Origin of the sequence: Rubrivirga halophila, assembly GCF_046845755.1 — a bacterium.
Classification (GTDB): Bacteria; Bacteroidota; Rhodothermia; order Rhodothermales; family Rubricoccaceae; genus Rubrivirga.
Genome location: NZ_CP177357.1, coordinates 2,227,276 through 2,250,838, shown reverse-complemented (window position 1 = coordinate 2,250,838; position 23,563 = coordinate 2,227,276). Strand labels below are relative to the sequence as shown.

The following is a 23,563-nucleotide window of genomic DNA, read 5'->3' as shown; positions in this document are numbered from 1 at the left end:
CCACCGGCCGGTCACGCGCCGACGCGCGGGCTAGCCGGGCTCGCCCGAGCCGTCGTCGATGACCTCCGCATCCTCCACGACCGGCGGCCGGGCAAACGGGGACGGGCCCATCGGCACCCCGAACGGCGCGCTCGCGACGCGGATCGACCCGCCCGCGACCGCCTTCTTGAACCGCGACTGGAGCGCCCGCCGCGCCAGCGCCCGCGTCGGCGGGAAGAGGCCGAGCAGGCCGGCGATGTCGGTCAGGAAGCCCGGCGTCAGCAGCAGCGTCCCGGCGATCAGGATCACGGCCCCGTCGACGACCTCGGGGCCGGGCAGGCCGCCCGTCGCCAGCTTCGTCTGGAGCCGCTGCCACGCGGCCACGCCCTCGCGCCGCGCCAGCCACGACCCGAGCATCGCCGTCAGCACCACGATGGCGACCGTCGGCCAGAAGCCGATCCGCCCGCCGACGTGGACGAGGAGGGCGAGGTCGACGAGCGGGACGACGAGGAAGAGCAGGAAGAGGCGGCCGAACACGGGCGGGCGGGGGGTGTTGATGCGAACGCGTGTCCCCTGAACCTCCGTGCCTCCGCTCCGGGTCCTCACGGCCCTCGTCTTGATCGCGGCTCCGCTCGCGGCCCAGCCGGTCGCCGAGCCCGTGCCGTCGGTCACCGAGCTGTCGGAGGCGTTGCGCGCCGATCAGCGCGCGCACCTGTGGCGGGTCGGCGCGTGGGGGCTGGCCAACGCCGTCGGGGGCGCGGCGCTGGTGCTGGCGTCCGACCGGACCGACGCGCCGGGGCGGTGGGCCTTTGGCGCCCAGTCGGCGGCGTGGGGTGTCGTCAACGTCGGGATCGCGGCCGCCGGGCTGGCCGGCGGGCCGGGAGCGGTCACCGGCGACCTCGCGGCGGCGCTCGCGGCCGAGAACGGGTACGCGGACGTGCTGCTCGTCAACCTCGGGCTCAACGTCGGCTACGCGGCGGTCGGCGCGACCCTGCTGGCGGTCGCCGGGCAGGGCGTCGCGACGCCGGCCGCGTGGCGGGGGCATGGTGCGGCGCTGGTCGTGCAGGGCCTGGGTCTGCTCGCGCTCGACGGCATCGCCTATGCGGCGACGCGCGCCCGCCTCGGGGCGCTCCTCGATCTCGTCGGGAGCGCGGACCTCGCGGCGACGGCGCAGGGCGTGGTGCTCGTCGTCCCGCTGTAGCGCTCGGCTCGCCAGTCGGCTCAACGACGGCGCGCCGGCCCCCCGCAGGCGACCGGCGCGCGAACCGTCGGACCGTCGGCCGCTAGCGGCGCTTGAGGTCGGCCGTCGCGATCTCGAAGCCGCGCGGGGTCTCGAAACGGATCGTCTCGGGCTCGATGTCCTTCGCGCCGATCATCTCGAACCAGACGTGCGTCACGCGGACCCGCTCGCCGGACGGCGTCGTGTACAGGGTGCCGTACAGGGCCCCGGGGCCGTCGATGGCCGGCTCGGTGGACGTTTTCTTGTTGTCCTTCGCCAATCGGATGGTGCCGTCGCTGTCGCGCTGCCAGTGCCACGACGTGCCCTCATCGTCGGCCACCCCGGACTCGATGACGCCGGGGGAGTCGGCGATCCAGGCCTCGGCCACTTCGACGCCGTCGAACTCGTATGACACGCGGACGCGCTCGACGCCGGCCGGCGGGATGAAGGTGTCGACGTATCCCGAGGCGGTGCGCGTCGAGCGCAGGGTGAACGGGTCGCCGCCGGTCTCAAGGGTCGCAGTAAAGGTCTCCCCCAGGGCGAGCGGCTCGAGGTCGTAGTAGATGTCGGCTCCGTCCAGGGCCTGAGCGTCGAGCGTAACGGCCGTGGCCGTGGAGGTGGCGGGCGAGGCGGCGTCGCAGGCGGCGAGGGAGACCGCAAGCAGGGCGGCCAGGGCGAGAGCGGGTGAGCGCATGGTCTGAGTGGGGTGGGGAGACCATAGCCTACCCGACTCCAGGCCGACCGGCCTGACGCACCGCTCTCGTTCTATTTAGTACCGGCGCATCAACCGCTCTGCGTTGCGCCCTAACAGCTCCTAGACGAGCCCGTGCTCCCAAGCCCAAGCGACGGCCTGCCGCCACGACGACACGCCCAGCTTGTCGTAGGCCGACGAGACGTGGTTGCGGACCGTGTTGTGGGAGATCCCGAGCGCCCCGGCGATCTCGTAGTTGTTTTTCCCGCGAGCCATCAGCCGGACCACCTCGAGCTCGCGGTCCGAGATCGGGACTTCGAGGCCATCGGGGGCGTTGATGCTGACGAACCAGCGGCCCTCGCCGCGCGCGACGGCCTCGACGGCCTCGACGACCAGCGACATCGGCTTGTCCTTCGTCACGTAGCCCGCCGCCCCCGCCTGCAGCATCGCCGTCACGTACGCGGCGTCGTCATACGCCGAGTACGCGAGGATGCGTGTGGGGAGGTCGAGCTCGCGGAGCCGCTCCGCCACGGCGACGCCATCCATCCCGGGCATCTCCATGTCGAGCAGCACCACGTTGGGCTGGAGGCGCAGGCAGGCCTCGATCCCGTGCTCGCCGTCCGACGCCTCCGCGACGACCTCGATGCGGCCCGACCGCTCGAGCTCGGCCCGGACCCCGGCCCGGAGCGCGGGGTGATCGTCGATGAGGATGGTGCGGACGGCGGGGAGGGCTGGCATGGCCGCAGTGGGCTTAAGCGGTGGTGAGTCGACGGCGTTTCACGGTGGAAGATGCACCGGGCGCCCGCATGTCGGGGACGGAAACGCGAACCGTCGCCCCCTGGCCGTCCAGGCCGACAGGGATCAAGTCGAGGCGCCCACCGATGGCGGCAGCCCGCTCGTGCATGCCGACGAGCCCGAAGTGGCCGCCGTCCGCAAGCTCGGCGAGATCGGGCGTGCCGTCGGCCCAGTCGAACCCCAACCCATCGTCGACGACCTCGACCTTGATCTCCCCGTTGGTCGACAGGGGCGGGAGGCGGCACGTTACCTGCAGGCGCTCGGCACCGCCATGCTCGATGGCGTTCGTGATCGACTCCTGAACGATGCGAAACAGCGACGAGCGCACGATGTCGGGCAGGGCGTCGTCCCCGACGCCGTCCTCGTCCAGCTGCAAGCGGATCGCGACATCGGGGTAGCGGTCCTTTACGCGGTTGGTGTGGGCGGACAGAGCCGCCGACAACCCGAATCGGCCGAGGGCCGGGGGGCGGAGCCCTTCCGCAATCGCCCGCAACTCCCGAGCGATCCGCGATGCCTCGCGGTCCATCGATTCCGGATCGCTGGTGCCCGACAGCATGCGCAGGGCATGGACGTCCTGGAGGGGGCCGTCGTGCAGCTCGCGCGCGAGCCGGGATCTCTCGGCCTCTCTGGCGTGAAAAGATCGCTGGCGTTCGGCTGTTTCAGCCGCGATGCGTCGCCGTTCTCGCCGGGTGAGAACGATTCCCACCCCCACTCCGCCAATCAGAAACAGGCCAACGGAAGCCACTAGCGCTCCCCAGAGGGGCACGCCTTGGTCGAACATGAGTCTTATCCGGTCCTGCCTGAACGAGAAGGCGACCACGCCATCGCTTGTGTTTTCGTCGACTGCGTCTTTGTATAAATTGTCAATATAAACCAAGTCGCTAACTCTCAGTGTTGCCTCGTCGTCGGGAATACCTAGGTCTCCAGTGGGAGGCAGTCCGTTTTCTTCGATTGTCTCGTCCTTGTGAAATTTAAGGTCTACAGTTCCGTCGAGGTTGAGGGTGAAGAGCGTGACTTGCTGGGCATCGAAGTCGGCGAACCTTCCCTCCCACAAGACGGAGTCTGGCACCGAAGGCGTCTGGGCTGACGGGGGCGTCGCGGCCATCGGTACCAGCACGAGGGCGACGGCGAGGCACCGCGCAAGCGGGGAGAAGCAGAGCAGGGAGACGGGGGGATCGACCACGGCCACCAATGTACCCGGCGCTCCCTACCCCGGCGCCTCAGCACAGGGCGCTAGCCGCACTAGTGCGCCGCGCCCATTCTCGGGGCCCGACGTGTGGCTAGGCTATGGGGTCTCCCTCCGATCCCCATGCCCACCCCCATCCGCGTCGTTCTCGCCGAGGACCACACGCTCCTCCGTGCCCTGCTCCGGCAATCGCTGGCGGCCTGCCCCGACATCTTCGTCGTCGGCGAAGCGGAGACCGGCTACGAGGCCGTCCGGCTCGTCCGCGCGCTGCAGCCCGACGTGGTCGTGCTCGACATCGAGTTGACCGGGGGGCTGGACGGAGTCGACGTCGCCGAGCGGCTGGCGGCGACGCGGTGCCGGGTCCTGGCGCACTCGTCGCACAGCGACCCGGTGCACGTGGCGCACCTGCTGCAAGTGGGCGCGGCGGGGTACCTCTCGAAGGAAGCGCCGGTCGGCCGGATCGGGGAGGCCGTGCGCGCGGTCGCCGCCGGCGAGAGCCGTTGGTTCGAGCCCGACGCAGGGGCCTCGGCGCCGCTCACGGTTCAGGAGACCACCGCCCTCCAGCACCTCGCCGCGGGCCGCGGGCCGTCCGCCCTCGATGGCGCGCTCGCGACCACGGCCGAGGTGGCCGCCGCCGTCCTCGCGAGCCTCTACGACAAGCTGGGCGCCAGCTCGTGGTACGAAGCCGTCGCCCGGGGGTGGGGCGAAGGGCTCGTGGGCCCGGCGAACCGCACCGACGAGCCGCGGTCGCCGCTTTACTCGACGCGAGCGAACGTCCCCGGGCAGGCGAGCTCCGCCAGCCTCGGGTCATACGGCGCGTAGTACGTGTAGACGATCTCCCGGCCCGGCTGCGAGGGCCGCTCGAAGGTGCAGGTCGCCACGCGGCCGTCGAGGGGGCAGGTGGCGGGCGCGTACGAGGCCTCCGGCGCGGCGGCGCATTGCGACCGCGCCGCGCTCGGGGTCCACGTCTCGCCGGTGAACGCGAAGCAGTACCCCTCGGTCGAGCGCACGTCGCAACTCCCCGACGGGCCCAGCGGCTCCGGCGCGGGGGGGGGCGGGGGCGTCGATGGCCGGGGCGTCGGCGGGGCCGGCCGGGGCGGGATCTGGGTGACGGTTTCTGGGGGCTCAGAGGGGTCGAACACGACCGTCGACCCGTCGTAGGGCTGGGCCGGGTCCTCGCCGCCGCCGTCGGTGCCCACGTCCGCCGGCGGGAGGGGAGCGGCCGGCGTGCCGGGCGCCGTCGGCGCCGCCTCGGGTGCGGGCTCGGGAGCCCGGTCGCCGGGTCCGCAGGCGGCGAGGGCGAGGGCGAGCAGGAGGACGCGGACGGCCATGCCCTAGTCTAGAGACGGTCCGGGGCGGCGGCGGCGTGCCGGGCGTCCCAATGCCCGTGGTACGACGCCCCCTCGCGGTACCGGTCGATCCACCGGCGGTCGACGGCGTGCTTGAGGCGGAGCGCTAGCCCGGACCTGATCGCAAAGGGGCCGGCCGTCCACCACGCTTCGGGGCCGCCCGTGGACACCAGCAGCGGGACGATGGGGTAGGGGCGGAACGGGCGGAGCGGAACGCGGGCCGGGTCGCCCCCTCGGCCGAGCGCCGCCAGCGCCTGCCCCAGATTCTCGCGCAGCACCGGCCCCTGTTTGACGGCGTGGACGCCGACCCGGGCCAGCCCCTTGTGCCCGGCGACGGAGGCGGCGTCGCCCGCCACGAACACGCGACCCCCGCTGGCTCGGGGCAGGCCGTCGTCAAGGGCGCGCAGCCCCGCGTCCGTTCGCGCAAAGCCGTCGTCGCTGAGCGCCAGGCCGGACGCCCGCAGAAGCGGATGGCCTGTCGACCCGGTCGCCCACAGGACGGCGTCGGCGTCGACGGGCTCGCCCGTGTCGAGGCGGACGCCATCGCCGTTGGCGGAGATGGCGCGGGCGCCCAGGCGGACCGTCGCGCTGCGTCGGTGGAGTTCGTCGGCGGCCCACCGGCCCAGACGAGCGGGCAGACCGGGGCACAACCGGTCGCCGGGGTCGAGCACGGTCACGTCCACCTCGACGTCGGCGCGGGCCGTCACGTTGAGGGCGACCTCAGTGCCGGCCGCCCCGCCGCCGACGATCGCCAGCCGGCGCGTCCCCGAATGAGCCTGATCCAAAAACTGGCCGAGATCGGCGAGGTGCCACAACGGCTTGGCCGTCGTCGCGCCCGTCGCGCGCTCGCGCCCCGGGTTCACCGCGCCCACGTCGATGGCGACCACGTCGTAGGCCACACGCCGGCCGTCTGCGAGCACCACCTCACGCGACTCACGGTCGAGCCGCAGGGCCTCGGCCTCGACGAACCGGACGCCCTCGCGGTCGCAGATCGGCCCCAGCGGGACGGTCACGTCCGCCTCGGTGTAGACGCCGCCGAGCCACTCGGGCACCATCCCCGAGTACCACAGCGCGGGGCGGTCCGAGACGAGCGTGACGGCGGCGCCGGTCTCGGCCGCCAGCCGCCGGGCGTCGGCGAGCGTGGGCAGGCTGGCGTGGCCGCCGCCGACGAGGACGAGGTTCAGCACGGAGGCGGTTAGGGGAGAGCGCGTCTCACGCCCCAGGCGCCGGCCGTGTTCGAGCGCTTAGGCCAGCGAGGCCTGGAACATGGCGTACTCCTTGTCCTGCGTGCAGTTGAGCCGGTCGAGCGCGTTCTTGAGCGGCTGGTTCGAGTCGAGCACCCACGACAGCTCGGCGGCCTGGTACCCGTCGCGCCGCCCGTTGACGATCGTGTGGTGGATCAAGAGCGCGTCGAGCCCTTTGTTGCGGTGCGCCGGGAGCACGCCCATCAGCGCCATCCGGAGCTCGTAGACGCCGCCCAGCTTCCACGTGCCGAGCAGCTTGGGCAGGCCGAGCGACGCGAGCCGGCCCCGGGGCAGGTGTTTCAAGGCCTGGTTGAGGTTGGGCAGCGAGGCCGAAAACGCGATCGGCTCGCCGTCGAGCTCGGCGAACAGGAAGAGGTCCGGCTCGATCACCGGCTTCATCTCGCTGGCGAGGTGGAGCGCCTCGGCCTCGGTGTACGGCACGTGGCCCCAGTTTTCGGCCCACGCCTCGTTGTAGATCCGCATCGCCGCTGCGATGTCCGCGTCGAACCGCGCGGGGTCGAGGGGGCGGAGCGTGATGCCCGGGCTCCGGCGCCCGACGATCTCGGCGCCGCGCGCCATCCGCGCCATGTCGAGGTACGCCTCGTGGACGTAGTACGCCCACATCGTCATGGCCTTCTCGAAGCCCCACCTTTTGAGGTAGGCCTGGTAGTAGGGTTTGTTGTAGGGGAGCAGGATCGACGGCGGCCGGTCGAACCCGTCGACCAGCAGGCCCGCCACGTCGTTCATCGACGGGTTCGTGGGCCCGCGGACGCCCGTCAGCCCGCGCGCGCGGAGCCAGTCGGCCGCGGCGTCGAGCAGGGCCTCGGCCACGGCGTAGTCCTCGACGGTCTCGAAAAAGCCGAAGAAGCCGTTGCCGTCGCCGTACTTGGCAAGGTGCTGCCCGTTCTCGATCGCCGCGACCCGGCCGACGACCTCGCCGTCGCGCTCGGCGAGGAAGAGCTGGAGCGCGCCGTGCTCGAAAAACGGGTTCTTCTTGGGGTTCAGGACCCCCTTCTGATCCATCCGCAGCGGCGGGACGAAGTGTGGGCTGTCGGCGTAGTGGCCGTACGGGAAGTCGAGGAACGCGGCGCGGTCGGACGAGGAGACGGCGGGGCGGACGGTGAGCTGGGGCATGCCGCAAGCTAGCCCGACCTCCCCCGGTCCCGGTTCCGTATCCTCGGCCGCCCTCGGCGATCGCTCCCCCGCGCCCACCCCATGCTTGCGCTCGCCTTCGACCTCCCGCTCGTCGACCCGGTCGCCGTCTTCACGGCCGTGCTGCTGGTGCTGCTCGCGGCGCCGTTGATCGCGCGGCGGTCCGTGCCGTCGGCCGTCGTGCTGCTGGCGGCCGGCGTGGCGCTCGGGCCCCACGCGCTCGGCGTGCTCGACCGCGACCCGACGATGGTGCTGCTCGGGACGGTCGGGCTGCTGTACATCCTGTTCCTGTCCGGGCTTGAGGTCGACCTCCACGAGTTTATCCAGCACCGGCGGCAGAGCCTGGTGCTCGGCGGGCTAACGTTCCTTCTGCCCCAGACGGTGGGCATCGGGCTCGGGCGGCTCGCGTTCGGGATGGGCTGGCCGGCCGCCGTGCTCCTGGGCAGCGTGTTCGCCAGCCACACCCTGCTCGCGTACCCCAGCGTCGCCCGGCTCGGCCTCCAGCGCGAGCGCGCCGTCACCGCGAGCATCGGCGCGACGATCCTGACCGACACGCTCGCGCTCTTGGTGCTGGCGGTCGTGGCGACCGGCGCGCGGACGGGGGAGGGAGCCGACCCCGCCGTCGTGCTCCGCGTCGTCGGCGCGCTCGCCGTGTTCGGGGGCGCCGTGCTGTGGGGCGTGCCCCGGCTCGGCGCGTGGTTTTTGCGCCGCGTCGCGCCCGACGCCACGACCGAGTTCGTGTTCGTGCTCGCGACCGTCTTCGTGTGCGCGCTCGGCGTCGAGGCCGTCGGCGTCGAGCCCATCATCGGCGCGTTCCTGGCGGGGCTCGCGCTGAACCGGCTGGTCCCCGAGGGCAGCGCGCTGATGAACCGCGTGGCGTTCGTCGGCAACGCCCTGTTCGTCCCGTTCTTCCTGCTCTCGACGGGGATGCTGGTCGACCTGAGTGCTTTCGCGGGCGGCCCCGACGCCGCGCGGTCGTGGACCGTCGCCGTCGGGATGGTGGCGACCGTGCTGCTGATGAAGGGCGCCGCCGCCTGGGCCTCGGGCCGCGCCCTCGGCTTTTCCGCCGACGAAATCCGCCTCGTGTTCGGGCTGACCGTCCCGCAAGCCGCCGCCACGCTCGCGGCGGTCCTCGTCGGCGTCCAGGTCGGCCTGTTCGACGAGGCCGTGCTCAACGGGACGATCGCGATGGTCTTCGTGACGTGTCTGGTCGGACCCTGGGTGGCCGAGGTCGCCGGGCGCCGCGTCTCGGCGGCCTCGAAGGCACGCGTGTCGGCGGCTCCCGCGCGCTCGCGCCTGTTGGTCTCGCTCTCGAACCCCGCCACGGTCGGTCCCCTCGTCGACCTCGCCCTGCTGGCGCGCGAGCCCGACGCGACGGAGCCGCTTGTGGCCGTGACCGTCGTCGGAGGGGAGACCGACCGCGACGCGGCCGTCGCCCGAGGCGAGCAGTTGCTGTCGGTCGCCGTCGTCCACGCGGCCGGGGCGGCCGTCCCGGTGTTGCCGCTCGTCCGGTCCGAGTCGAACGTCGCCCGAGCCCTCGCGCGAGCGGCGGCCGAGACGCGGGCGACGACGCTCGTGGTCGGGTGGGACGGGAGCGCGGCGGCGGCGCGCCTGTTGTTCGGGAGCGTGCCCGACCGCGTGCTCCGCGAGACCTCGGCGGCCGTGCTCGTCGCCCGAGGGGCCGGACCGATGGGCGCGGTCACCCGGCTGCTGGTGGCCGTCCCGCCCCTCGCCGACCGCGAGCCCGGCTTCGCCGGGGCCGCGCGCCTGCTGTCGGCGCTCGCCGCCCGCGCCGGCGCCAGCGTCACCGTTCTCTCCACGGACCCGGCTCCCGTGGCGGCCTTCGCCCGGCGCAGCGGTCCGCCCCCGACGCCGCTCTCGCTCGCCGACTGGGCCGACCTCGAGCACGCGCTCGCCGCCGAGGCCCGGCCCGGCGACGCGCTCGCCGTCGTTGCCGCGCGCGAGGGCTCTGTCGCCTGGCGCCCCGGCCTCGACCGCCTGCCGCACGCGCTCGCGCACGCCCACCCCGACCGGCCGCTCCTGGTGCTCTACCCCGGCCAGCCGCCCGCCGCCGCCATCCGGCCCGGCGGCCTCGGCGTTCGCGAGCAGGCCTTCTTGGACGGCTTCCAGCCCGATCACGTCCGGCTGGCGCTCGCGCCCGGCTCCGTGTCTCGACTCCTCGAGCAGGTGCTCGGCGACGCCGTCGACGCTGGGGCCCGCGCTGACGTGCTCGCGGGTCTCGCCGCCGCCCCGCTCGCGGCCCTCCGCCCCGGCGTCGTGCTCGCGCACGCCCGCACCGAGGCCGTCGCCCGCCCCGTGCTCGCGGTCGGCGTAGGCGACGGCCTCGACCTGGGCGCCGACGGCCCGACCGTGCTCGTCGCCGTGCTCGTCGTCCCCGCCGGCACGCCGACGGCGACGTATCTCCGCTGGCTCGCGCTCGTCGCCCGCATGGTCTGCGACGACGCCACCCTCGACGCCGTCCGCCGCGCGAGCACGCCCGCCGACGCCCGCGACGCGCTCGTGGCGTCCATTCAAACCGAGGGCCACCCGTCGCTCGAGGGCCTGCGGGGCGGAGTTTAAGCCGTCCCGTTCTGGCGCATCGCCGGGCCGGGCACGCCGCCGGGCGCGATCACCTCGTGCGCCAGCCCGACCGTCTCGAACGCGGCTAGCACGCGGTCGAGCTCCTCGTCGGTGTGCGTGGCCATGTAGCTCGTCCGCATCAGCGACTGGCCGAGGGGGACGGCCGGCGGCACGACGGCGTTCGTGAACACGCCGGCCTCCAGCAAGTCCTTCCAGAACGCGAAGCAGCGGTACATCTCGCCGATGACGACCGGGATGATCGGCGTCTGCGAGGCCCACACGTCGAAGCCGAGGTTGCGGAAGCCGTCGCGCATGTAGTCCGAGATCTCCGCCAGCCGGTCGAGCCGCTCGGGCTCCTGCTCCAAGATGTCGAGGCAGGCGAGGACGGTCGCCACGGCGGGCGGCGGCATCGAGGCCGAGAAGATGTGGGTGCTCGCGGTGTGCCGGATGTACTCGACGACGGTCTCGTCGCCGACGGCGAACCCGCCGAGCGACGAGAAGCTCTTCGAGAACGTGCCCGTCGTGAGGTGGACCCGGTCCTCGAGCCCGAACTCCGACGCCGTGCCCCGGCCCCCGTCGCCGATCACGCCGACAGCATGCGCGTCGTCCAGGATCAGGCCGGCGCCGAACTCGTCGGCCAGCTCCACCAGCTCGGGCACCTTCGCCAACGTCCCCGACATCGAGAACACGCCGTCGGTCACGATGAGCTTGCCGGCGTCCGGACGCTCGGTCGAGATCCGCTCCAGGAACGTCCGCAGGTGCGCCATGTCGCTGTGGCGGTACCGGACCGTCTCGGCGTCGGAGACCTTCTGCCCGGCCAGGATGCAGGCGTGGTTGTCCTTGTCCGAGAAGATGACGTCGCCGCGCCCGGCCAGGCTCTGCAGCAGCCCCTGGTTCGTCATGTAGCCGGTCGAGAACAGCACGCACGCCTCCTTGCGCATGAACCGCGCCAGCCGCTCCTCCAGCTCGAGGTGCAGGTCGAGCGTGCCGTTGAGGAAGCGGCTCCCCGTGCAGCCCGTGCCGTACTTGTCGATGGCCGCCTTGGCCGCCTCCTGCACGCGCGGGTCCGAGGTCAGGCCGAGGTAGTTGTTCGACCCGGCCATGATGGTCTCCTTCCCGTCCATGATGGCCGTCGTGCCCTCGTTGACCTCGATCGCCCGGAAAAACGGGTACAGCCCGGCCGCGTGGACCTTCTGGTAGGTGCCGTCGGGAGAGAAGAAGGCCGTCGCCTTGTCGAAGACCGAGGCCTCGGGCCTCGCGTCGGGGTCGATGGTGGGGCCCGAGGGCTGCTGGCCGAGAAAGTCAGGAACGGTCATAGAGCCGGTTGGGCGATCTGCCGAAGATACCCGGGCCGGAGCCAGGGTTGCGCAAAACCGGGTGAAAGGGGTTACGCGGCGAGCCGCTGCCGCCCGCGCCCGAGCACGCGCTCGACGGCATCCGCGGCCTGCTCGCGGCCCGCTATCCCGTCGGCGCCCGGCGGGCGGGAGTAGGCGTCGGCGCGGTCGAGGAAGCCCTGCACGTCGGCCGCGCGCAGGTCGCGCTCGACGGCCTCCCCGCGCCCGAGCGCCACGATCGCATGCGCGTTGACGGCCTGCTCGAAAAAGCCCCGGTTCGGCAGCGCCAGGACCGGCTTGCCCAGGTGGAGCGCCTCGGACAGGAGCGTGAACCCAGCCGTCGCCACGACGGCGCGGGCGGCGGCGAGGTCGCGCAAAAAACCCTCCCGCGACGGTGCCTTCCGCCGGACACCTAAGGGTGCCGGCCCCTCGCCGAGCCCGTACACGTCGGCCGGGACGCCGGCCAGCGCCGCCAGCATCGCCTCCATCCCGTCGCCCTCGTTGACGTACACGAGCATCCGGCCGCCGCACGACGGGCGCAGCGCGAGCACGTCGTCGCGCAGGATCGGCGGGACGAGCGTGGCCGTCGAGCCGCGCCGGAGGGGCGGGAAAAAGAACGACGGCACGATCGCGGCGGCGGGCGCGGACGGCGCCAGCACGCCGATCCCGAGCGCCGTCCCGAGCGCCGAGAGCCGGTGGCGGAGCGGGACGGCGGGGCGCGTCTCGGTCAGGATGAGTTGGTGGCTCAGCGCCACGACGGGGACGCCCGCGCGCGGCGCCGCACGGGCGAAAAACGGCTCGTGGTCGGTGATCACGAGGTCCGCCCCGGCCTCGCCCAGCCACGCCGCCGCTTCCGCGATGATCTCGGGGCTCCGCCACGTCAGGTCGAGGTTCTCGCGCGCCGTCGCCACCAAGCGGACCCGGTTTCTGCGGAGCACCTGCCGCAAGCCCGGGACGCGGCGGACCCCCAGCCCGTCGGCCTCGAAGCGGTCGGCGGCTGGCGCGTCGGCGGCGAACGTGACCCGGTGCCCGCGGCCGACGAGCGTGGCGGCGACGGCGCGGGCGCGCGAGCTATGCCCCCGGCCGTGGCCGCAGAGCGCGTAGACGAGGTGGGCCACCGCGATGGGTCTGTGTGCCGCCTCAACCCGAGCGCCGCCGCCGCCGTTCCAGTCTCGTCAGCGGGTCCGCAGCGGGACGATCGCCCAGCGGCCGGACACGAACACCGGCTCGGCGTCGGGCGGCGTCGGGGTCCGCTCGCGGTCGACGAGCGCGTAGTCGACGCCCCACGTGTCGGCGAGGCGCTGCCAGTCGGCGGGGCCGTTGGCGGCATACGCGGCGTCGAGCGCCGCGGCAAAGGCGAACCCGCGCGCCGGGCTGTCGGCCGCGGCGGGCGCGACGGTCAAGAGGCGGTCGAACCAGACGTGCGTCGAGCCCTCCTGGAACGAGGTCGGCTTGTAGGTGATGGCGACCGAGCGGCGGCTGGCGGTGCGGAACGACGTGTTCGACGGCGGCACCACGAAGAGCGCGTCGACCGGCGTATTCGCGCGCGCCCACGCCTCGACGGCGACCTCGTCGGCGTCGCGCATGAGGGGTCCGGCCTTGGCGCGGAGGGGCCCGACGGCCACCAGCGCGCCGGCCAGCGCGACCGCTGCGAGCGTCCCGCCCCATGCCCACCGAGGATGTCGGAACGGGGCGTCGGCCAGCGCGCGCAAGCGGGCGGGGAGGGCGTCGAGACCGGCGGCGGCGATGGCGACGACGAAGAGCGTCACGAGGGGGACGGTCGTTTTGAACACCTGAAGCTGGGCCACGAAGAGGGAGTCGGCGGCCTCGACGAGCGGCCACGCGACGCCGCAAACGAGGGCGACCGCTAGCCCGAACCGCTCGACGAACACGAGGGGCCGACCGCGCCGCCGCAGCCACGCCAGCGCTGCGATCCCGGGGACGGCCACGAGCGCGAACCGGAGCCAGCGGTCGGCGCCGAACAGGCTCGGCAGGTAGTGGTGGGGGAGGCGGAGCTCGGCGAGCAGGAAATAGGACGAGAGCCCGTCGGTCGGGATCGGCGGGCCCGTCGAGCGGTCGTGGAGCACGAAGAGAACGAGGGGGAGGGCGACCGCGAGGGCGGCACCCCCGAGCCGGAGCGCCGTCGCCCACCGCGCGCGGGTCGTCCCGCCGAGCGCGCCGAACACGATCGCCAGCCCAAGCACGCCCGTTGTCAGCGCTCCGACGAGCAGCTGCAGATACGCCGCGGCGCCGAGGAGCGCCCCGCCCCGGACCGGCTTGCCCTCGATCACCCAGACGACGGCCGGCAGCGCGACGGCCCACGCCAGCATCTCGGGCACGAGCGCGCGGAACGCGAGCGCGCTCCCCGACAGCGCCCACGTCGGCACCACGCCGACGGCCACGACGGTTGCCAGCGCTGCCGCCGACCGCTCGGCGTCCAGGGCGCACGCCAGCCGGTAGGCGCCCGCGCCGACGCCGACCAGCCCCGCCGCCTGCACCACGCCGACGGCCGCGCCGACGGGCATGACGAGCGCGACGACGCGCAAGAGCCACAGGAACGGCGTCCGCACGGTAAACCGGCCGCCCTGCTCGACGACGAACCAGTCGCGCGGGTACAGCTCCGGGTCGATCAGCCGGAGCAGCTGCGGGAGCATCTCGTCGTGGTCGCCGACGCCGTACGTGACGCCGTGCTTGACGACGTAGGCGAGCGCCGCGAGCACGGCCACCCAGCCCCAGCGCGTCCACCGCTCGCCGCTCACGCGAGCTGGGCCGACGCCCGGAGTCGCCGGCGCCGACCGAGCCGGAAGCGGGCGAGGTCGACGACGATCCGCGCGATCACGCCCGGCCGCGCGAGTGTCGACTCGCCCGCCACGCGCGGCGTGTAGACGACGCCGAACTGCGCCATCGTGAACCCCTCCTCGCGCGCTCGCGCCACCAGCTCCGCGTCGATGAACGAGCCCTCACTCGTCAGCCGCGCGCGCTCCACGACCTCGCGCCGCGCCATCTTGAGCGCGAAGTTGACGTCGCGGACGGGGAACCCGAGCAGGCCGTTGATGAGCCGCGTGTACGCGACCGACTGGACGTGCCGGATGACGCCCTCGACCTCGCGGTTCGTCCGGTAGCCCGTCACGAGATCGGCGCCCGAGGACTGCATCAGCTGCCACGCGTCGGCGAGCGCGGCCATGTCAAAGGGGAGGTCCGAGTCGGCATAGATGAGGACGTCGCCACGCGCGGCGTCGAAGCCGGTCCGCACCGCCGCGCCCAGGCCCCGGTTCTCAGCGTGATGCACGGCGCGGACGCGCTCGTCGGCGGCCGCCAGCCGGTCCGCGAGCGCGCCCGTGCCGTCGGTCGAGCCGTCGTCGACGAGCACGATCTCCCAGTCGTCGCTGATCTGGCCGAGGGGCCCGCGCGCCTGGGCGACGGCGGCCTCGAGGTTGTCGGCCTCGTTGAGGGCGGGCAGGACGAGGGACACGCGCGGCATGGCGAGAAGATGACGCCGGAACGCGGCGCCGTGGGGTCAAGACGCTGCGACGACGGCGGGCGCTACGGCCGGAGACGCTTCGCGATCCGCAGCACCGGGCTGGCGACGAGCCGTGCGATCGGCGCCGGTGCCAGCTGCGCCCCGAAACGGCGCTTGAACTCGGCGATCGACGGCGTATTCGCCCCGCAAAAGTCGAACGCCTCGACGCCCTCGTCTGCGAGCTGGGCCAACACGTGGGCGACGAGCACGGTCATCGCGGAGCCCGGCGTGCTGCCGGCGATCCAGTAGTACGCCGTCCGCCCGTCGCTGGCGACGACAGCGGCGGCCTCCGTTTCCCCGTCCCGCGAGGCCGTGAACGTGCGCGCCAGCCCGGCGGTGGCGAACGCCTGCGCCAGCCCGGTCGCCGCGCCGAGGTCGATCCCCAGATCTGCGTCGCCGCGCGCGTAGCCGTCGGCCATCAGGCGGACCGCGTCCGCCGGGTCGCCGTTATCGGAGACGTCGAACGCGTCGGCGTCGCGGCGGACGGTGCGGCGGACATTCGAGGAGAACCCGTCGGCCGGGTCGCCGGAAAGGTCGAGGCGATACGTCGAGCGCGGCGTGAGCGTCCAGCCGGCCCAGGCGTAGGGGCGCACGTCGCCGGGCCCGAGCGCGAGCGTGGCCTGGTCGACGGCGTCGCCGAGCCCGGTGAGCAGGCGGTCGAGCGGGGACCGCCGGGCGTGCGTGTCGGCCTCGGCGAGCGGCGCCGCGAGGAGGGGCGCGAGCACGGGGCACAGCGGCGGCAGGGCGGCGGCCACGAACGGCCCGCGCCGCTTTTCAAAGACCGGGACGGCCGCCTGCAACGCGCCGTCGTCCTCGACCGCGAGCACCGACGCCGCCAGCCCGAAGGCCTCGGCGACCGCCGCGAGCGCCGCCGGGTGCGCGAAGGGCGTCCGGTCCGGGCTATCGGCCCAGAGCGCCGCGTAGCGTGGGTCGGCGGGGGAGAGGCGGGCGGTCACGGGTGGGCGGGGCGTTCGGTAAGCTACCCGCCATGCCCGACACTCCCCCAGACGTCCCCGCGCCCGGCGCCGTCCCGCTCGGGCTGATCGGCGGGACCGGCCGCAGCGGCACGACCGCGCTCCGCGACGCGCTCGCGCGCCACCCCGACGTGCTCGCGTTCCCCGAGCTCCGGTTCGCCATCGACCCCGACGGGCTCGTCGACACGTACCGGGCCTTCGAGGCCGGCTGGAGCCCGTTCCACGCGGACGTGCGCCTGCGCCGGCTGGAGGCCCTGCTGGCGGCGGTCGCCGACGACGCCCCGGGCACGCTGCCGGGCCGCGTCGCGCGCAAGCTGGGGCTGGGCGAGCGGCTGGGCCGCGTGCCCGTCCCCGCGTACACCGGCCACCGGGCGGTCGACGTGTGCCCCACATTCCGCGAGCGCGCGCGCCAGCTGATCGACGCCCTCACGGACTACACGTACGCCGGGGCGTGGACGGGGACGCCCGGCGGGGCCCGCGCCGAGGTCCGCGTCGGCGGGCCGTATGACCGCGAGGCGCTGGCGGAGACGTTGGGCGGGTTCTGGCGGGCCGTCGCCGCCGACAGCCTGGCGCACGCGGGGCGGTCGTTCTTCCTCGACAAGCAGACGTGGTCGATCCTGTGGGTCGACGCCATCCTCGACCTGCTGCCCTCGGCGCGGCTCGTCCATGTCGTCCGGGACCCGCGTGACATCGCCGCCTCGTACACGTCGATGGGGTGGGGGCCGTCGCGCCCGGCGGATGCGGCCCGGCTCGTCGCCGATGTGCTCGACCGGTGGGCGGAGGTCCGAGACCGCGTCCCGGCCGACCGCGTGCTCGAGGTCCGGCTCGAGGCCCTCGCCGCCGCGCCCGAGCCCAGCTTGCGCGAGGTCTGCGATTTTTTGGGGATCGAATGGCACGAGGCCGTCCTGGCCTTCGACCTGTCGCGCGTCAACGCCGGGCGCTGGCGGGGGGCGCTCGACGACGAGGCGCACGCGACGCTGGCGCCCCACGTCGCGGCGTACGGGTACGGTGGGTGACGCCAGCCGGCCGATGCGGCGCGCGGTCGGGTGGGCGCCGTTCCTCTCCGTCAGTCGCAGAGGCCAGCGCTCTCGGGCGCGGGGCGCTGGGAGGCAGTTCCTTCGATCGGCCTGTAAAAACAAGCCGATGCAAAGAAGGGCCCGGGCCCTGGGGGAATGCCGCTAGTGGGGGGCGGGGGGGAGCCCGCGATCGACGCCCGTTCGGCACGAAGCCCGCAGCATCCGGGATCGGATTGCCGGCGGGGGCCTACGTTGGTCCCGTCCTGCCTGGACCGGTACCCGGCGCTGCGCGTCGGGACTGTCCATCGGTACCCAACCCGATACGGCCCCCACGTGGTGCCTGGGTTTCCCCGACAGGACGACACCGGCGGCGGGCTGGGCTTGAGGCTCGCCCGCCGTCGTTGTATCCGCCCGCTAGGCGGCAAGCCGGGCGTGGTCCACCATCAGGCAGCGGTCGGCGACGTAGGGGAGGCCCGCCTCGGCCGCGAGCTGCTCGGCTTGGGGCGAGTGCACGCCGATCTGGGTCCACACGACGGCCGCCCGGCCGGTCCGCTCCGCCCGGTCGGCGGCGTCGCGGACCACGTCCGCCACGAACTCGGGCCGCCGGAACACGTCGATCACGTCGAGCTCCACGTCGGTCGGGATCGAGACCAGATCGGGGTAGCAGGTCTCGCCCAGGATCTCCGTCTGGTTCGGGTTGACGGGGATCATCCGGATCCCGGCCTCCTGGATGTACCGCGCGATGCGGTGGCTGGTTTGGAAGCCGCGCGGGGAGCACCCGACGACCGCGATCGTGCGGGCCGTGCGGAGGACGTCGGCGGGGTCGGGTGAACTCATGGCGGGGGGAGCGGCGTAGGAGGGCGCCCAACGCCCGCCGTCCCCCCGTGGATTCCGCCCCCGCTTCTGCCCCGCCCGCCGCGCTCGCGCCCGAGGCCGTCCCGCCGACCGGGCTGGCGCGGCTTGGACGCGTGCTCCCGCTCGTGGAGGCCGCCTCGCGCGTGGCGTACCGGTGGGCCGGCGCCGGGGCGCTGTCGGCCGTCGCCGTGGGGGCCGCCGTGGCCGAGGCGAGCGTCGCCGTGACCGCCGTCGGCGGCGCCGTGCTGGCGGCCGTCCTCGCCGTCCCCGCCGCCGCAGTCGCCCTCGCCGGGTGGACGCTGGCGGACCTCGCCTCGCTGCCCGGCCAGATCCAGTCGGCCGCCCGGGCGACGGTCGCTGGCGGGGCGGGGGGGAGTGCGCTCGGGCGTCTGGCCCGCGCCGTGTGGGCCGCGCGCGGGCTGGCGCTGACCGCCAAGGGCGGGTGGCTGAGGGCGCTCGGCGCCGTCCGGTTCGTCCGTCTCGCGAGCCTGCCGTTCGCGCTCGCGCTGGTCGGCCTGAGCGTGCTCAACGGGGCCGTCGTGCTCGCGGGGCTCGTCGCTGTCGTCGTCCTGATCCTTTAGTTATGTCCGAGTCTGCCCCCGCCGCCGCCGCCCACCAGGCGTCCGGCTTCGCCCGCTTTCTCCGCGCCCGCCTGTCGTGGGGCGCCCGGTACGGCCTGGGCTTGACGCTGGCCGTCGCCGCCACGTTCGCCGCGCTCGCGGCGTTCGTCGCCCTCGAGGACACGTTCACCGATGCCGGCGGCGTCGCCGAGGTGGACTACGCGGTGATGGACGTGGCCCGGTCGGTCGTCAGCGACGACCTCACGCCGCTCGTGGTCGGGCTCACGGACACCGGGAGCACGGTCGCGTTCACCGTCCTGGTGGTGCTCGTCGCCGGGCTGCTGGTCGCGTTCCGTCGGCGGTGGGAAGCGCTCCAACTGGTGCTCGCGTCGGGCCTGGGCGGGTTCGTGGTGCTCGGTCTGAAGACGGTCTTCGCCCGGCCCCGCCCGGCCGAGCAAGTCATTCAGGCGACCGGGTTCAGCTTCCCGTCGGGCCACTCGTTCGCGGCGATGGTGTTCTACGGGACCGTGCTGACGATCGTCTGGCAGATCACCGACAAGCCGGTCTGGCGGGCGCTCGCGGCCGTCGTGTGCCCGCTGATGATCGTGGCGATCGGGCTGAGCCGGGTCTACCTCAACGTCCACTACATCACCGACGTGCTGGCCGGGTTCGCCTCGGGCTTCGTCTGGCTGACGGCGGTCTACCTCGTGGTCGACGGCGTCGAGCACCGCCGCAAGCGGGCCGAGCAGGCCGCGACGAACAAGGCGCAGCACACGGCCGACGAGGCGTAGCGCGCGGGGCCGCTCCGCGCGGCCGGGTCCGGTGGGGCGTCGGCCTCTAGAGGCTCTCCACCCCCTGCCCCGCGATCCAGTCCGGCCAGGCCTCCGTCCAGGGCGGGGACGCCAGCAGGGCCCGGGCCTCGTCGGCGGGGAGGGCGTGGGCGAACAGGAAGCCCTGGCCGTACGTCGCGCCGGCCTCGCGCACGGCGCGGAGCTGGCCCGGCGTCTCGACGCCCTCGGCGATCGAGGTCATCCCGAGGTCGCCGGACAGCCCGACGACGGCCCGGACGAGGGCCCGCGCCGAGCCGCTGGCGTCGAGGTCGGCGACGAACGAGCGGTCGATCTTGAGGGCGTCGACGGGGAGCGCGTGCAGGAGCCCGAGCGACGAGAACCCGGCGCCGAAGTCGTCGATCGCGAGCCGCAAGCCGTAGCGGTGGGCGGCGTCGACCACGTGCCGGGCGGCCTCCACGTCGATGAGCGCGCGCTCGGTGAGTTCGAGGACGAGCCGGTCGGGCGGGAGGCCGGCCGCGTCGGCGGCGGCGCGGGCGTGGGCCGCGAGGTCGGGCGCGAGGAACGTCCGGTCGGAGCAGTTGACGCTGACGTACGAGAGCGCGTCGACGGCCTCGCCGCCCCAGGTCGCGACGGTCTCGCAGGTGCGGTCCAGGATCCAGCGGTCGAGGTCGGCGAGGAGACCGAGCTCCTCGGCGAGCGGGAGGAACTGGTCGGGCGCGAGCTGCCCGAGTTCGGGGTGGTGCCACCGCGCCAGCGCCTCGAACCCCGCCACGCGGCCCGTCGCGAGGTCGACGACGGGCTGGAAGTAGGGGACGATCTGGCCCCGCGCGGCGGCGTAGCGCAGGTCCTGCTCCAGCCCGAACCGCAGGGCCGCTTCGCGGTGCATGGCCGGTGCGAAGAGGGCGAACTGGCCGCGGCCGGCGCGCTTGGCGGCGTACATCGCTGTGTCGGCGTCGCGCAGGAGCGCGCCCGGGGCGTCGTAGGCCTGCCCGTCGGCGACGACGCCAACGCTGGCGCCGGGCGAGACGGTGCGCGGGCCGAGGTCGAGCGGCTGGGCGAGGGCGTCGAGCAGGGTCTGCGCGAGCGCCGGCGCGTCCGTCGTCGGGGCGACGACCCCGAACTCGTCGCCGCCGAGACGGGCGACGACGGCGTCGGAGGCCCGCAGCGTGGCCCGTAGGCGGGCGGCCACTTCACGCAGCAACCGGTCTCCGGCGTCGTGGCCGAGCGAGTCGTTGACCACCTTGAAGCGGTCGAGGTCGACGAACATGACGGCGAACGGGGCGCCGTCGGCGATCGCCTGCTCGATGCGCTCGCGGAAGAGGGTCCGGTTGGGGAGCTCCGTGAGCGCGTCGTGCGTGGCCTGGTGGCGGAGCCGGGCCGACATCCGGCGCCGGGCCGTGACGTCGCGCGAGACGGCCAGCAGCCCGATCGGGTGCCCGGCCTCGTCGCTCAGCACGCTCGTCGAGACCGACACGAACCGCTCGCGGCCGTCGGGGGCCACGTAGACCAGCTCGCCGTTGCGGGCGGCCTCGCTGCGGAGCGCGGCCTCGGGCGTCACGTTGTCGTCGTGGACCGAGGGGTCGTCGTCGGGGAGCGCGTAGTGGACGACGTCGGCCAGGGCGCGGCCCAGGACCTCGTCGCCGCGGTGGCCGTGGAGCTCCTCGGCGCCCCGGTTCCAATACGTGATGCGGCCCTCGAGGTCGAGGGCGACGACGGCGTCCGAGACGTGGGCGAGCACGTCGGCCTGGAACCGGCGCTTTTCGTCGGCCTCCTTGCGGGCGGTCACGTCGCGGATGGCCGTCACGCGGACGGCGCGGCCCTCGTGCTCGGCCCGGCGGCCCTGGACCTCGGCCCAGAACCGCGTGCCGTCGGCCCGGACGCACACGCACTCGTAGGCCTCCGCGCGGTCGGTCGCGATGGCCTCGGCCACGATCGACTGCCAGTCGTCGGCGACGAACGCCTCGGCGCCGCGGCCGACGAGGTCGTCGCCCTTCGCGAACCCGAACAACCGGGCGGCCTGCGTGTTGGCGTCGATGACGACCCCGTCGACGCTGTAGACGATCCCCTCGAAGGTGGCCTCCGAGAGGGCCCGGTGGCGGGCCTCGCTGGCGGCGAGGCCGCGGCGGGCGTCGGCCTGGGCCGTCACGTCGGTGGCCACCCCGACGATCCCGCCGACACTCCCGTCGGCGGCCCGGACGGGCCGGGCCTGGTTCGCGAACACGGTCCCGCCGAGCCGGGCCTCCCACGACTGCGGCTCGCCGGCGAGGATCCGCCGGACGGCGGCGACCGAGACGTCATCGGGGGGCAAAAGGTCGAACACGGACGCCCCGACAATCTGGCCCGGCGTCTGGTTGAGGGCCCGGAGCCCGGCCCCCTCGGTCATGGTGAACCGGCCGTCGGCGTCGAGCCGGTAGACGACGAGGGGGGCCTGGTCCACGACGCTCGCCAGCCGCCCGGCCTCGTCGGCGATCCGTCGATCCCTCGCCTCGCGCTCCAATACGCCCCCGATCCAGACCGCGAACAGCCGGGCGAGGTCGTGGTCGGCCGCCTCGAGGGGGGCCGCCAGCGGCTGCGGCGCCGAAAAGTTGAGCGTCCCCCAGACGGCGCCGTCGACGCGGATCGGGACGCCGAGGTAGCTCTCGAGCCCGAACTCGCGGTGGCAGGGGTGGCCATCGTACTCCGACCCGGCCGCCTGCGCGATCTCCAGCAGGTCCCCGCGCGCGAGCGTCAGGCTGCAGTACGTGTCGCCCAGGTCGAAGACCGTCCCGGGCGCGATCTCGGTCCCCGGCGCGTGCGCCGCCACGATGGTGTAGTCGGCGTCGACGATGTGGCTCAGCAGGCCGATGTCGTAGCCCAGCAGGTCCGTCGCGAGCCGGAGCGCGCGCTGGACGCGGTCGACGAACGCGCGCCCGTCGTGGGCGATGACGTCGGCGAGCAGGCGGAGCCGGTCGGCGTGGCGGTCGGGCGTGGGCATCGGTCGGGCTGGGTCTACGCCCCCCCCGTGCACGCGCCGTGCCGCGCGGGCGGCGCGGGCCAGAATCCGTCCTCAGCGCCTCCGTCGGGCGTGCGCGGCGTGCGGCGCGCGCGGGCACACCGCGCCGGTGCTCCGATTCGCCCCCTCCGGCGTTCCCTCTTTTCCTCACCGCGGGTTGCCGACCGGGCGGGCGGTCGCTAGCGGCGCTCGGCGTCGCGGTGCGCCTCGGGGTGGCCACCCGGCGGGACGCCCGCCTCGAACCCGTCGGCGTCCTCCCACCCCGGGGCCGGGAGCCGGCCGAGCGCCCCGAAGTCGCCGATCATGCCGATCTCGGTGCTCAGCCGGTAGCCCTGCTCGCGCTCGACGGTCTCCTGCACGTAGCCGATGAGGTGCCGCACGTCGCGGGCCGTCGCGCCGCCCGTGTTGATCAGGATGTTGGCGTGGCGCTCGGTCACCATAGCCCCGCCGATCCGCGTGCCCTTGAGCCCGCACCAGTCCGCCAGCCGGCCCGCGCCGACCCCGTCGATCTTCTTGAAGACGGACCCGGCCGAGGGCTGGGTGTCGAGGGGGGGGTGCCGGGCGCCGCGCCACTCCAGGTTGGCGTCGATGGTGGCCTGGAGCACGGCGGGGTCCGTCGGGACCAGGTCGAAGGTGGCCGTCAGCACCAGGTCCTCGGTGACGTGGAGCGTCGAGTAGTCGTAGCCAAAGTCGAACCACGCGCGGTCGACGGTCCGGCGCGTGCCGTCGTTGCCGAGCAGTTCCGCCTCGGCAACGACCTCGGCGATGAACATCGTCCGCTCGCGCTCGGGCGGCGGGGACAGGAAGTGGAGGTTCTGCCACATCGCCCCGCCGACGGTCGACGGGATGCCCGCGTAGTGCTCGAGGCCACCGAGCCCAGCGGCGACCGTCGCCTCGATGAGGTCGGGCCAGACGACCGCCCCGCTCTCGGCCGTCACGCGCGAGGTGGCGGGGTCGATGGTGACGTGCGTGGCCTTGTTGCGGATGACGACGCCCCGGAAGCCGAGGTCGCCGACCAGGATGTTGGCCCCGAGCCCGAGCACGAAGTACGGCACGGCCGTCTCGCGCGCGGCGCCGACGGCCGCCGCGAGCTCGTCGGCGGTGTGGGCCTCGAAGAACACGTCGGCCGGGCCGCCGATCTGGAACGTCGTGTAGGACGCGAGCCCGTGGTCGTGCCGGACGCGGGCGGCGTCGAGGCCGGGGAGGCGGGCGGCGAGGGCGTCCCGGAAGGCCGCCTCGCGTCGGGCGCGCTCGGCGGGCGCCAGCGGGGCGTCGGGGGCGGGGGAGACGAGGGCCACGGGTGGGGCAGGCGGTGCGGGGGGAGTC

Annotated in this window: 21 protein-coding genes; 6 read left to right on the top strand and 15 right to left on the bottom strand. The window is 74.1% G+C overall.

Features of this window, described 5'->3' with window-relative positions; translation table 11 throughout:
- Positions 1-30: 30 nt before the first annotated feature.
- Positions 31-516 (bottom strand): FxsA family protein, encoded by a 486-nt coding sequence (locus ACLIRP_RS09885; RefSeq protein ID WP_412060283.1) that lies wholly within the window; start codon positions 514-516, stop codon positions 31-33.
- A 46-nt stretch (positions 517-562) separates the two neighbouring features.
- Between ACLIRP_RS09885 and ACLIRP_RS09880 the strand changes: the two genes are divergently transcribed.
- Positions 563-1,180 carry a DUF6992 family protein gene (locus ACLIRP_RS09880; RefSeq protein WP_412060282.1) on the top strand — a complete coding sequence of 206 codons (618 nt, stop codon included), beginning with the start codon at positions 563-565 and terminating at the stop codon, positions 1,178-1,180.
- 82 nt (positions 1,181-1,262) lie between these two features.
- Here ACLIRP_RS09880 and ACLIRP_RS09875 read toward each other — a convergent pair whose 3' ends face one another.
- From ACLIRP_RS09875 to ACLIRP_RS09865, 3 genes are all read right to left on the bottom strand, one after another.
- The gene (locus tag ACLIRP_RS09875) at positions 1,263-1,892 is read right to left on the bottom strand and encodes a hypothetical protein (RefSeq protein ID WP_412060281.1); all 630 of its coding nucleotides are present in this window, start codon (positions 1,890-1,892) and stop codon (positions 1,263-1,265) included.
- Positions 1,893-2,012: 120 nt separating this feature from the next.
- Positions 2,013-2,627 (bottom strand): response regulator, encoded by a 615-nt coding sequence (locus ACLIRP_RS09870; RefSeq protein ID WP_412060280.1) that lies wholly within the window; start codon positions 2,625-2,627, stop codon positions 2,013-2,015.
- A gap of 13 nt (positions 2,628-2,640) precedes the next feature.
- On the bottom strand, positions 2,641-3,867 hold the full coding sequence (locus ACLIRP_RS09865) for a sensor histidine kinase (protein ID WP_412060279.1): 1,227 nt from the start codon (positions 3,865-3,867) through the stop codon (positions 2,641-2,643).
- 126 nt (positions 3,868-3,993) lie between these two features.
- Here ACLIRP_RS09865 and ACLIRP_RS09860 point away from each other — a divergent pair, with 126 nt between their 5' ends.
- Complete coding sequence (locus tag ACLIRP_RS09860; protein ID WP_412060278.1) at positions 3,994-4,692, top strand: response regulator transcription factor; 699 nt, start codon at positions 3,994-3,996, stop codon at positions 4,690-4,692.
- Here the strand turns inward: ACLIRP_RS09860 and ACLIRP_RS09855 are convergent.
- Genes ACLIRP_RS09855 through ACLIRP_RS09845 form a run of 3 tightly spaced genes read right to left on the bottom strand, consistent with a single transcriptional unit; the run spans position 4,626 to position 7,597 of the window.
- Positions 4,626-5,201: a hypothetical protein gene (locus ACLIRP_RS09855; RefSeq protein ID WP_412060277.1), complete on the bottom strand. Its 576-nt coding sequence runs from the start codon at positions 5,199-5,201 to the stop codon at positions 4,626-4,628. The two genes, ACLIRP_RS09860 and ACLIRP_RS09855, sit on opposite strands and share 67 nt — an antisense overlap.
- A gap of 8 nt (positions 5,202-5,209) precedes the next feature.
- On the bottom strand, positions 5,210-6,406 hold the full coding sequence (locus ACLIRP_RS09850; protein ID WP_412060276.1) for an NAD(P)/FAD-dependent oxidoreductase: 1,197 nt from the start codon (positions 6,404-6,406) through the stop codon (positions 5,210-5,212).
- 57 nt (positions 6,407-6,463) lie between these two features.
- Positions 6,464-7,597, bottom strand: a complete 1,134-nt coding sequence (locus ACLIRP_RS09845; protein ID WP_412060275.1) for an N-acetyltransferase family protein — start codon at positions 7,595-7,597, stop codon at positions 6,464-6,466.
- Between the two features lie 81 nt (positions 7,598-7,678).
- Here ACLIRP_RS09845 and ACLIRP_RS09840 point away from each other — a divergent pair, with 81 nt between their 5' ends.
- Positions 7,679-10,195 carry a cation:proton antiporter gene (locus ACLIRP_RS09840; protein WP_412060274.1) on the top strand — a complete coding sequence of 839 codons (2,517 nt, stop codon included), beginning with the start codon at positions 7,679-7,681 and terminating at the stop codon, positions 10,193-10,195.
- On the opposite strand, the gene ACLIRP_RS09835 is transcribed toward ACLIRP_RS09840, so the two are convergent.
- From ACLIRP_RS09835 to ACLIRP_RS09815, 5 genes are all read right to left on the bottom strand, one after another.
- Entirely contained in the window at positions 10,192-11,511 is a 1,320-nt protein-coding gene (locus tag ACLIRP_RS09835) for an aminotransferase class I/II-fold pyridoxal phosphate-dependent enzyme (protein WP_412060273.1), read from the bottom strand. The two genes, ACLIRP_RS09840 and ACLIRP_RS09835, sit on opposite strands and share 4 nt — an antisense overlap.
- A gap of 71 nt (positions 11,512-11,582) precedes the next feature.
- The gene (locus tag ACLIRP_RS09830) at positions 11,583-12,647 is read right to left on the bottom strand and encodes a glycosyltransferase family protein (protein ID WP_412060272.1); all 1,065 of its coding nucleotides are present in this window, start codon (positions 12,645-12,647) and stop codon (positions 11,583-11,585) included.
- A 57-nt stretch (positions 12,648-12,704) separates the two neighbouring features.
- A complete protein-coding gene (locus ACLIRP_RS09825) occupies positions 12,705-14,288 on the bottom strand; it encodes a DUF6798 domain-containing protein (RefSeq protein ID WP_412060271.1) in 1,584 nt (527 codons plus the stop codon).
- Complete coding sequence (locus ACLIRP_RS09820) at positions 14,285-15,010, bottom strand: glycosyltransferase family 2 protein (RefSeq protein ID WP_412060270.1); 726 nt, start codon at positions 15,008-15,010, stop codon at positions 14,285-14,287. The genes ACLIRP_RS09825 and ACLIRP_RS09820 overlap by 4 nt, the downstream gene beginning before the upstream one ends.
- A gap of 62 nt (positions 15,011-15,072) precedes the next feature.
- Positions 15,073-16,005: a GNAT family N-acetyltransferase gene (locus ACLIRP_RS09815; RefSeq protein WP_412060269.1), complete on the bottom strand. Its 933-nt coding sequence runs from the start codon at positions 16,003-16,005 to the stop codon at positions 15,073-15,075.
- A 32-nt stretch (positions 16,006-16,037) separates the two neighbouring features.
- Here ACLIRP_RS09815 and ACLIRP_RS09810 point away from each other — a divergent pair, with 32 nt between their 5' ends.
- Positions 16,038-17,039, top strand: coding sequence for a sulfotransferase family protein (locus ACLIRP_RS09810; protein ID WP_412060268.1), 1,002 nt, complete (start codon positions 16,038-16,040; stop codon positions 17,037-17,039).
- Between the two features lie 414 nt (positions 17,040-17,453).
- Here the strand turns inward: ACLIRP_RS09810 and ACLIRP_RS09805 are convergent, their stop codons facing one another.
- Positions 17,454-17,876 carry a CoA-binding protein gene (locus tag ACLIRP_RS09805; RefSeq protein WP_412060267.1) on the bottom strand — a complete coding sequence of 141 codons (423 nt, stop codon included), beginning with the start codon at positions 17,874-17,876 and terminating at the stop codon, positions 17,454-17,456.
- A 47-nt stretch (positions 17,877-17,923) separates the two neighbouring features.
- On the opposite strand from ACLIRP_RS09805, the gene ACLIRP_RS09800 reads away from it, so the two are divergent.
- Both ACLIRP_RS09800 and ACLIRP_RS09795 read left to right on the top strand, forming a co-directional pair.
- Positions 17,924-18,475: a hypothetical protein gene (locus tag ACLIRP_RS09800; RefSeq protein ID WP_412060266.1), complete on the top strand. Its 552-nt coding sequence runs from the start codon at positions 17,924-17,926 to the stop codon at positions 18,473-18,475.
- A 2-nt stretch (positions 18,476-18,477) separates the two neighbouring features.
- Positions 18,478-19,245: a phosphatase PAP2 family protein gene (locus ACLIRP_RS09795; protein ID WP_412060265.1), complete on the top strand. Its 768-nt coding sequence runs from the start codon at positions 18,478-18,480 to the stop codon at positions 19,243-19,245.
- Between the two features lie 46 nt (positions 19,246-19,291).
- On the opposite strand, the gene ACLIRP_RS09790 is transcribed toward ACLIRP_RS09795, so the two are convergent.
- Together ACLIRP_RS09790 and murB are read right to left on the bottom strand one after the other, a co-directional pair.
- A complete protein-coding gene (locus ACLIRP_RS09790; RefSeq protein ID WP_412060264.1) occupies positions 19,292-22,219 on the bottom strand; it encodes an EAL domain-containing protein in 2,928 nt (975 codons plus the stop codon).
- Between the two features lie 197 nt (positions 22,220-22,416).
- Positions 22,417-23,535 carry a UDP-N-acetylmuramate dehydrogenase gene (gene murB / locus ACLIRP_RS09785; RefSeq protein WP_412060263.1) on the bottom strand — a complete coding sequence of 373 codons (1,119 nt, stop codon included), beginning with the start codon at positions 23,533-23,535 and terminating at the stop codon, positions 22,417-22,419.
- Between the last annotated feature and the right edge of the window lie 28 nt (positions 23,536-23,563).

Coding starts and splice junctions, on each gene's coding strand:
- ACLIRP_RS09875 (WP_412060281.1), bottom strand. CDS start 1,892: ATGCGCTCACCCGCTCTCGCCCTGGCCGCCCTGCTTGCGGTCTCCCTC.
- ACLIRP_RS09870 (WP_412060280.1), bottom strand. CDS start 2,627: ATGCCAGCCCTCCCCGCCGTCCGCACCATCCTCATCGACGATCACCCC.
- ACLIRP_RS09860 (WP_412060278.1), top strand. CDS start 3,994: ATGCCCACCCCCATCCGCGTCGTTCTCGCCGAGGACCACACGCTCCTC.
- ACLIRP_RS09855 (WP_412060277.1), bottom strand. CDS start 5,201: ATGGCCGTCCGCGTCCTCCTGCTCGCCCTCGCCCTCGCCGCCTGCGGA.
- ACLIRP_RS09845 (WP_412060275.1), bottom strand. CDS start 7,597: ATGCCCCAGCTCACCGTCCGCCCCGCCGTCTCCTCGTCCGACCGCGCC.
- ACLIRP_RS09840 (WP_412060274.1), top strand. CDS start 7,679: ATGCTTGCGCTCGCCTTCGACCTCCCGCTCGTCGACCCGGTCGCCGTC.
- ACLIRP_RS09835 (WP_412060273.1), bottom strand. CDS start 11,511: ATGACCGTTCCTGACTTTCTCGGCCAGCAGCCCTCGGGCCCCACCATC.
- ACLIRP_RS09820 (WP_412060270.1), bottom strand. CDS start 15,010: ATGCCGCGCGTGTCCCTCGTCCTGCCCGCCCTCAACGAGGCCGACAAC.
- ACLIRP_RS09810 (WP_412060268.1), top strand. CDS start 16,038: ATGCCCGACACTCCCCCAGACGTCCCCGCGCCCGGCGCCGTCCCGCTC.
- ACLIRP_RS09805 (WP_412060267.1), bottom strand. CDS start 17,876: ATGAGTTCACCCGACCCCGCCGACGTCCTCCGCACGGCCCGCACGATC.
- ACLIRP_RS09795 (WP_412060265.1), top strand. CDS start 18,478: ATGTCCGAGTCTGCCCCCGCCGCCGCCGCCCACCAGGCGTCCGGCTTC.
- ACLIRP_RS09790 (WP_412060264.1), bottom strand. CDS start 22,219: ATGCCCACGCCCGACCGCCACGCCGACCGGCTCCGCCTGCTCGCCGAC.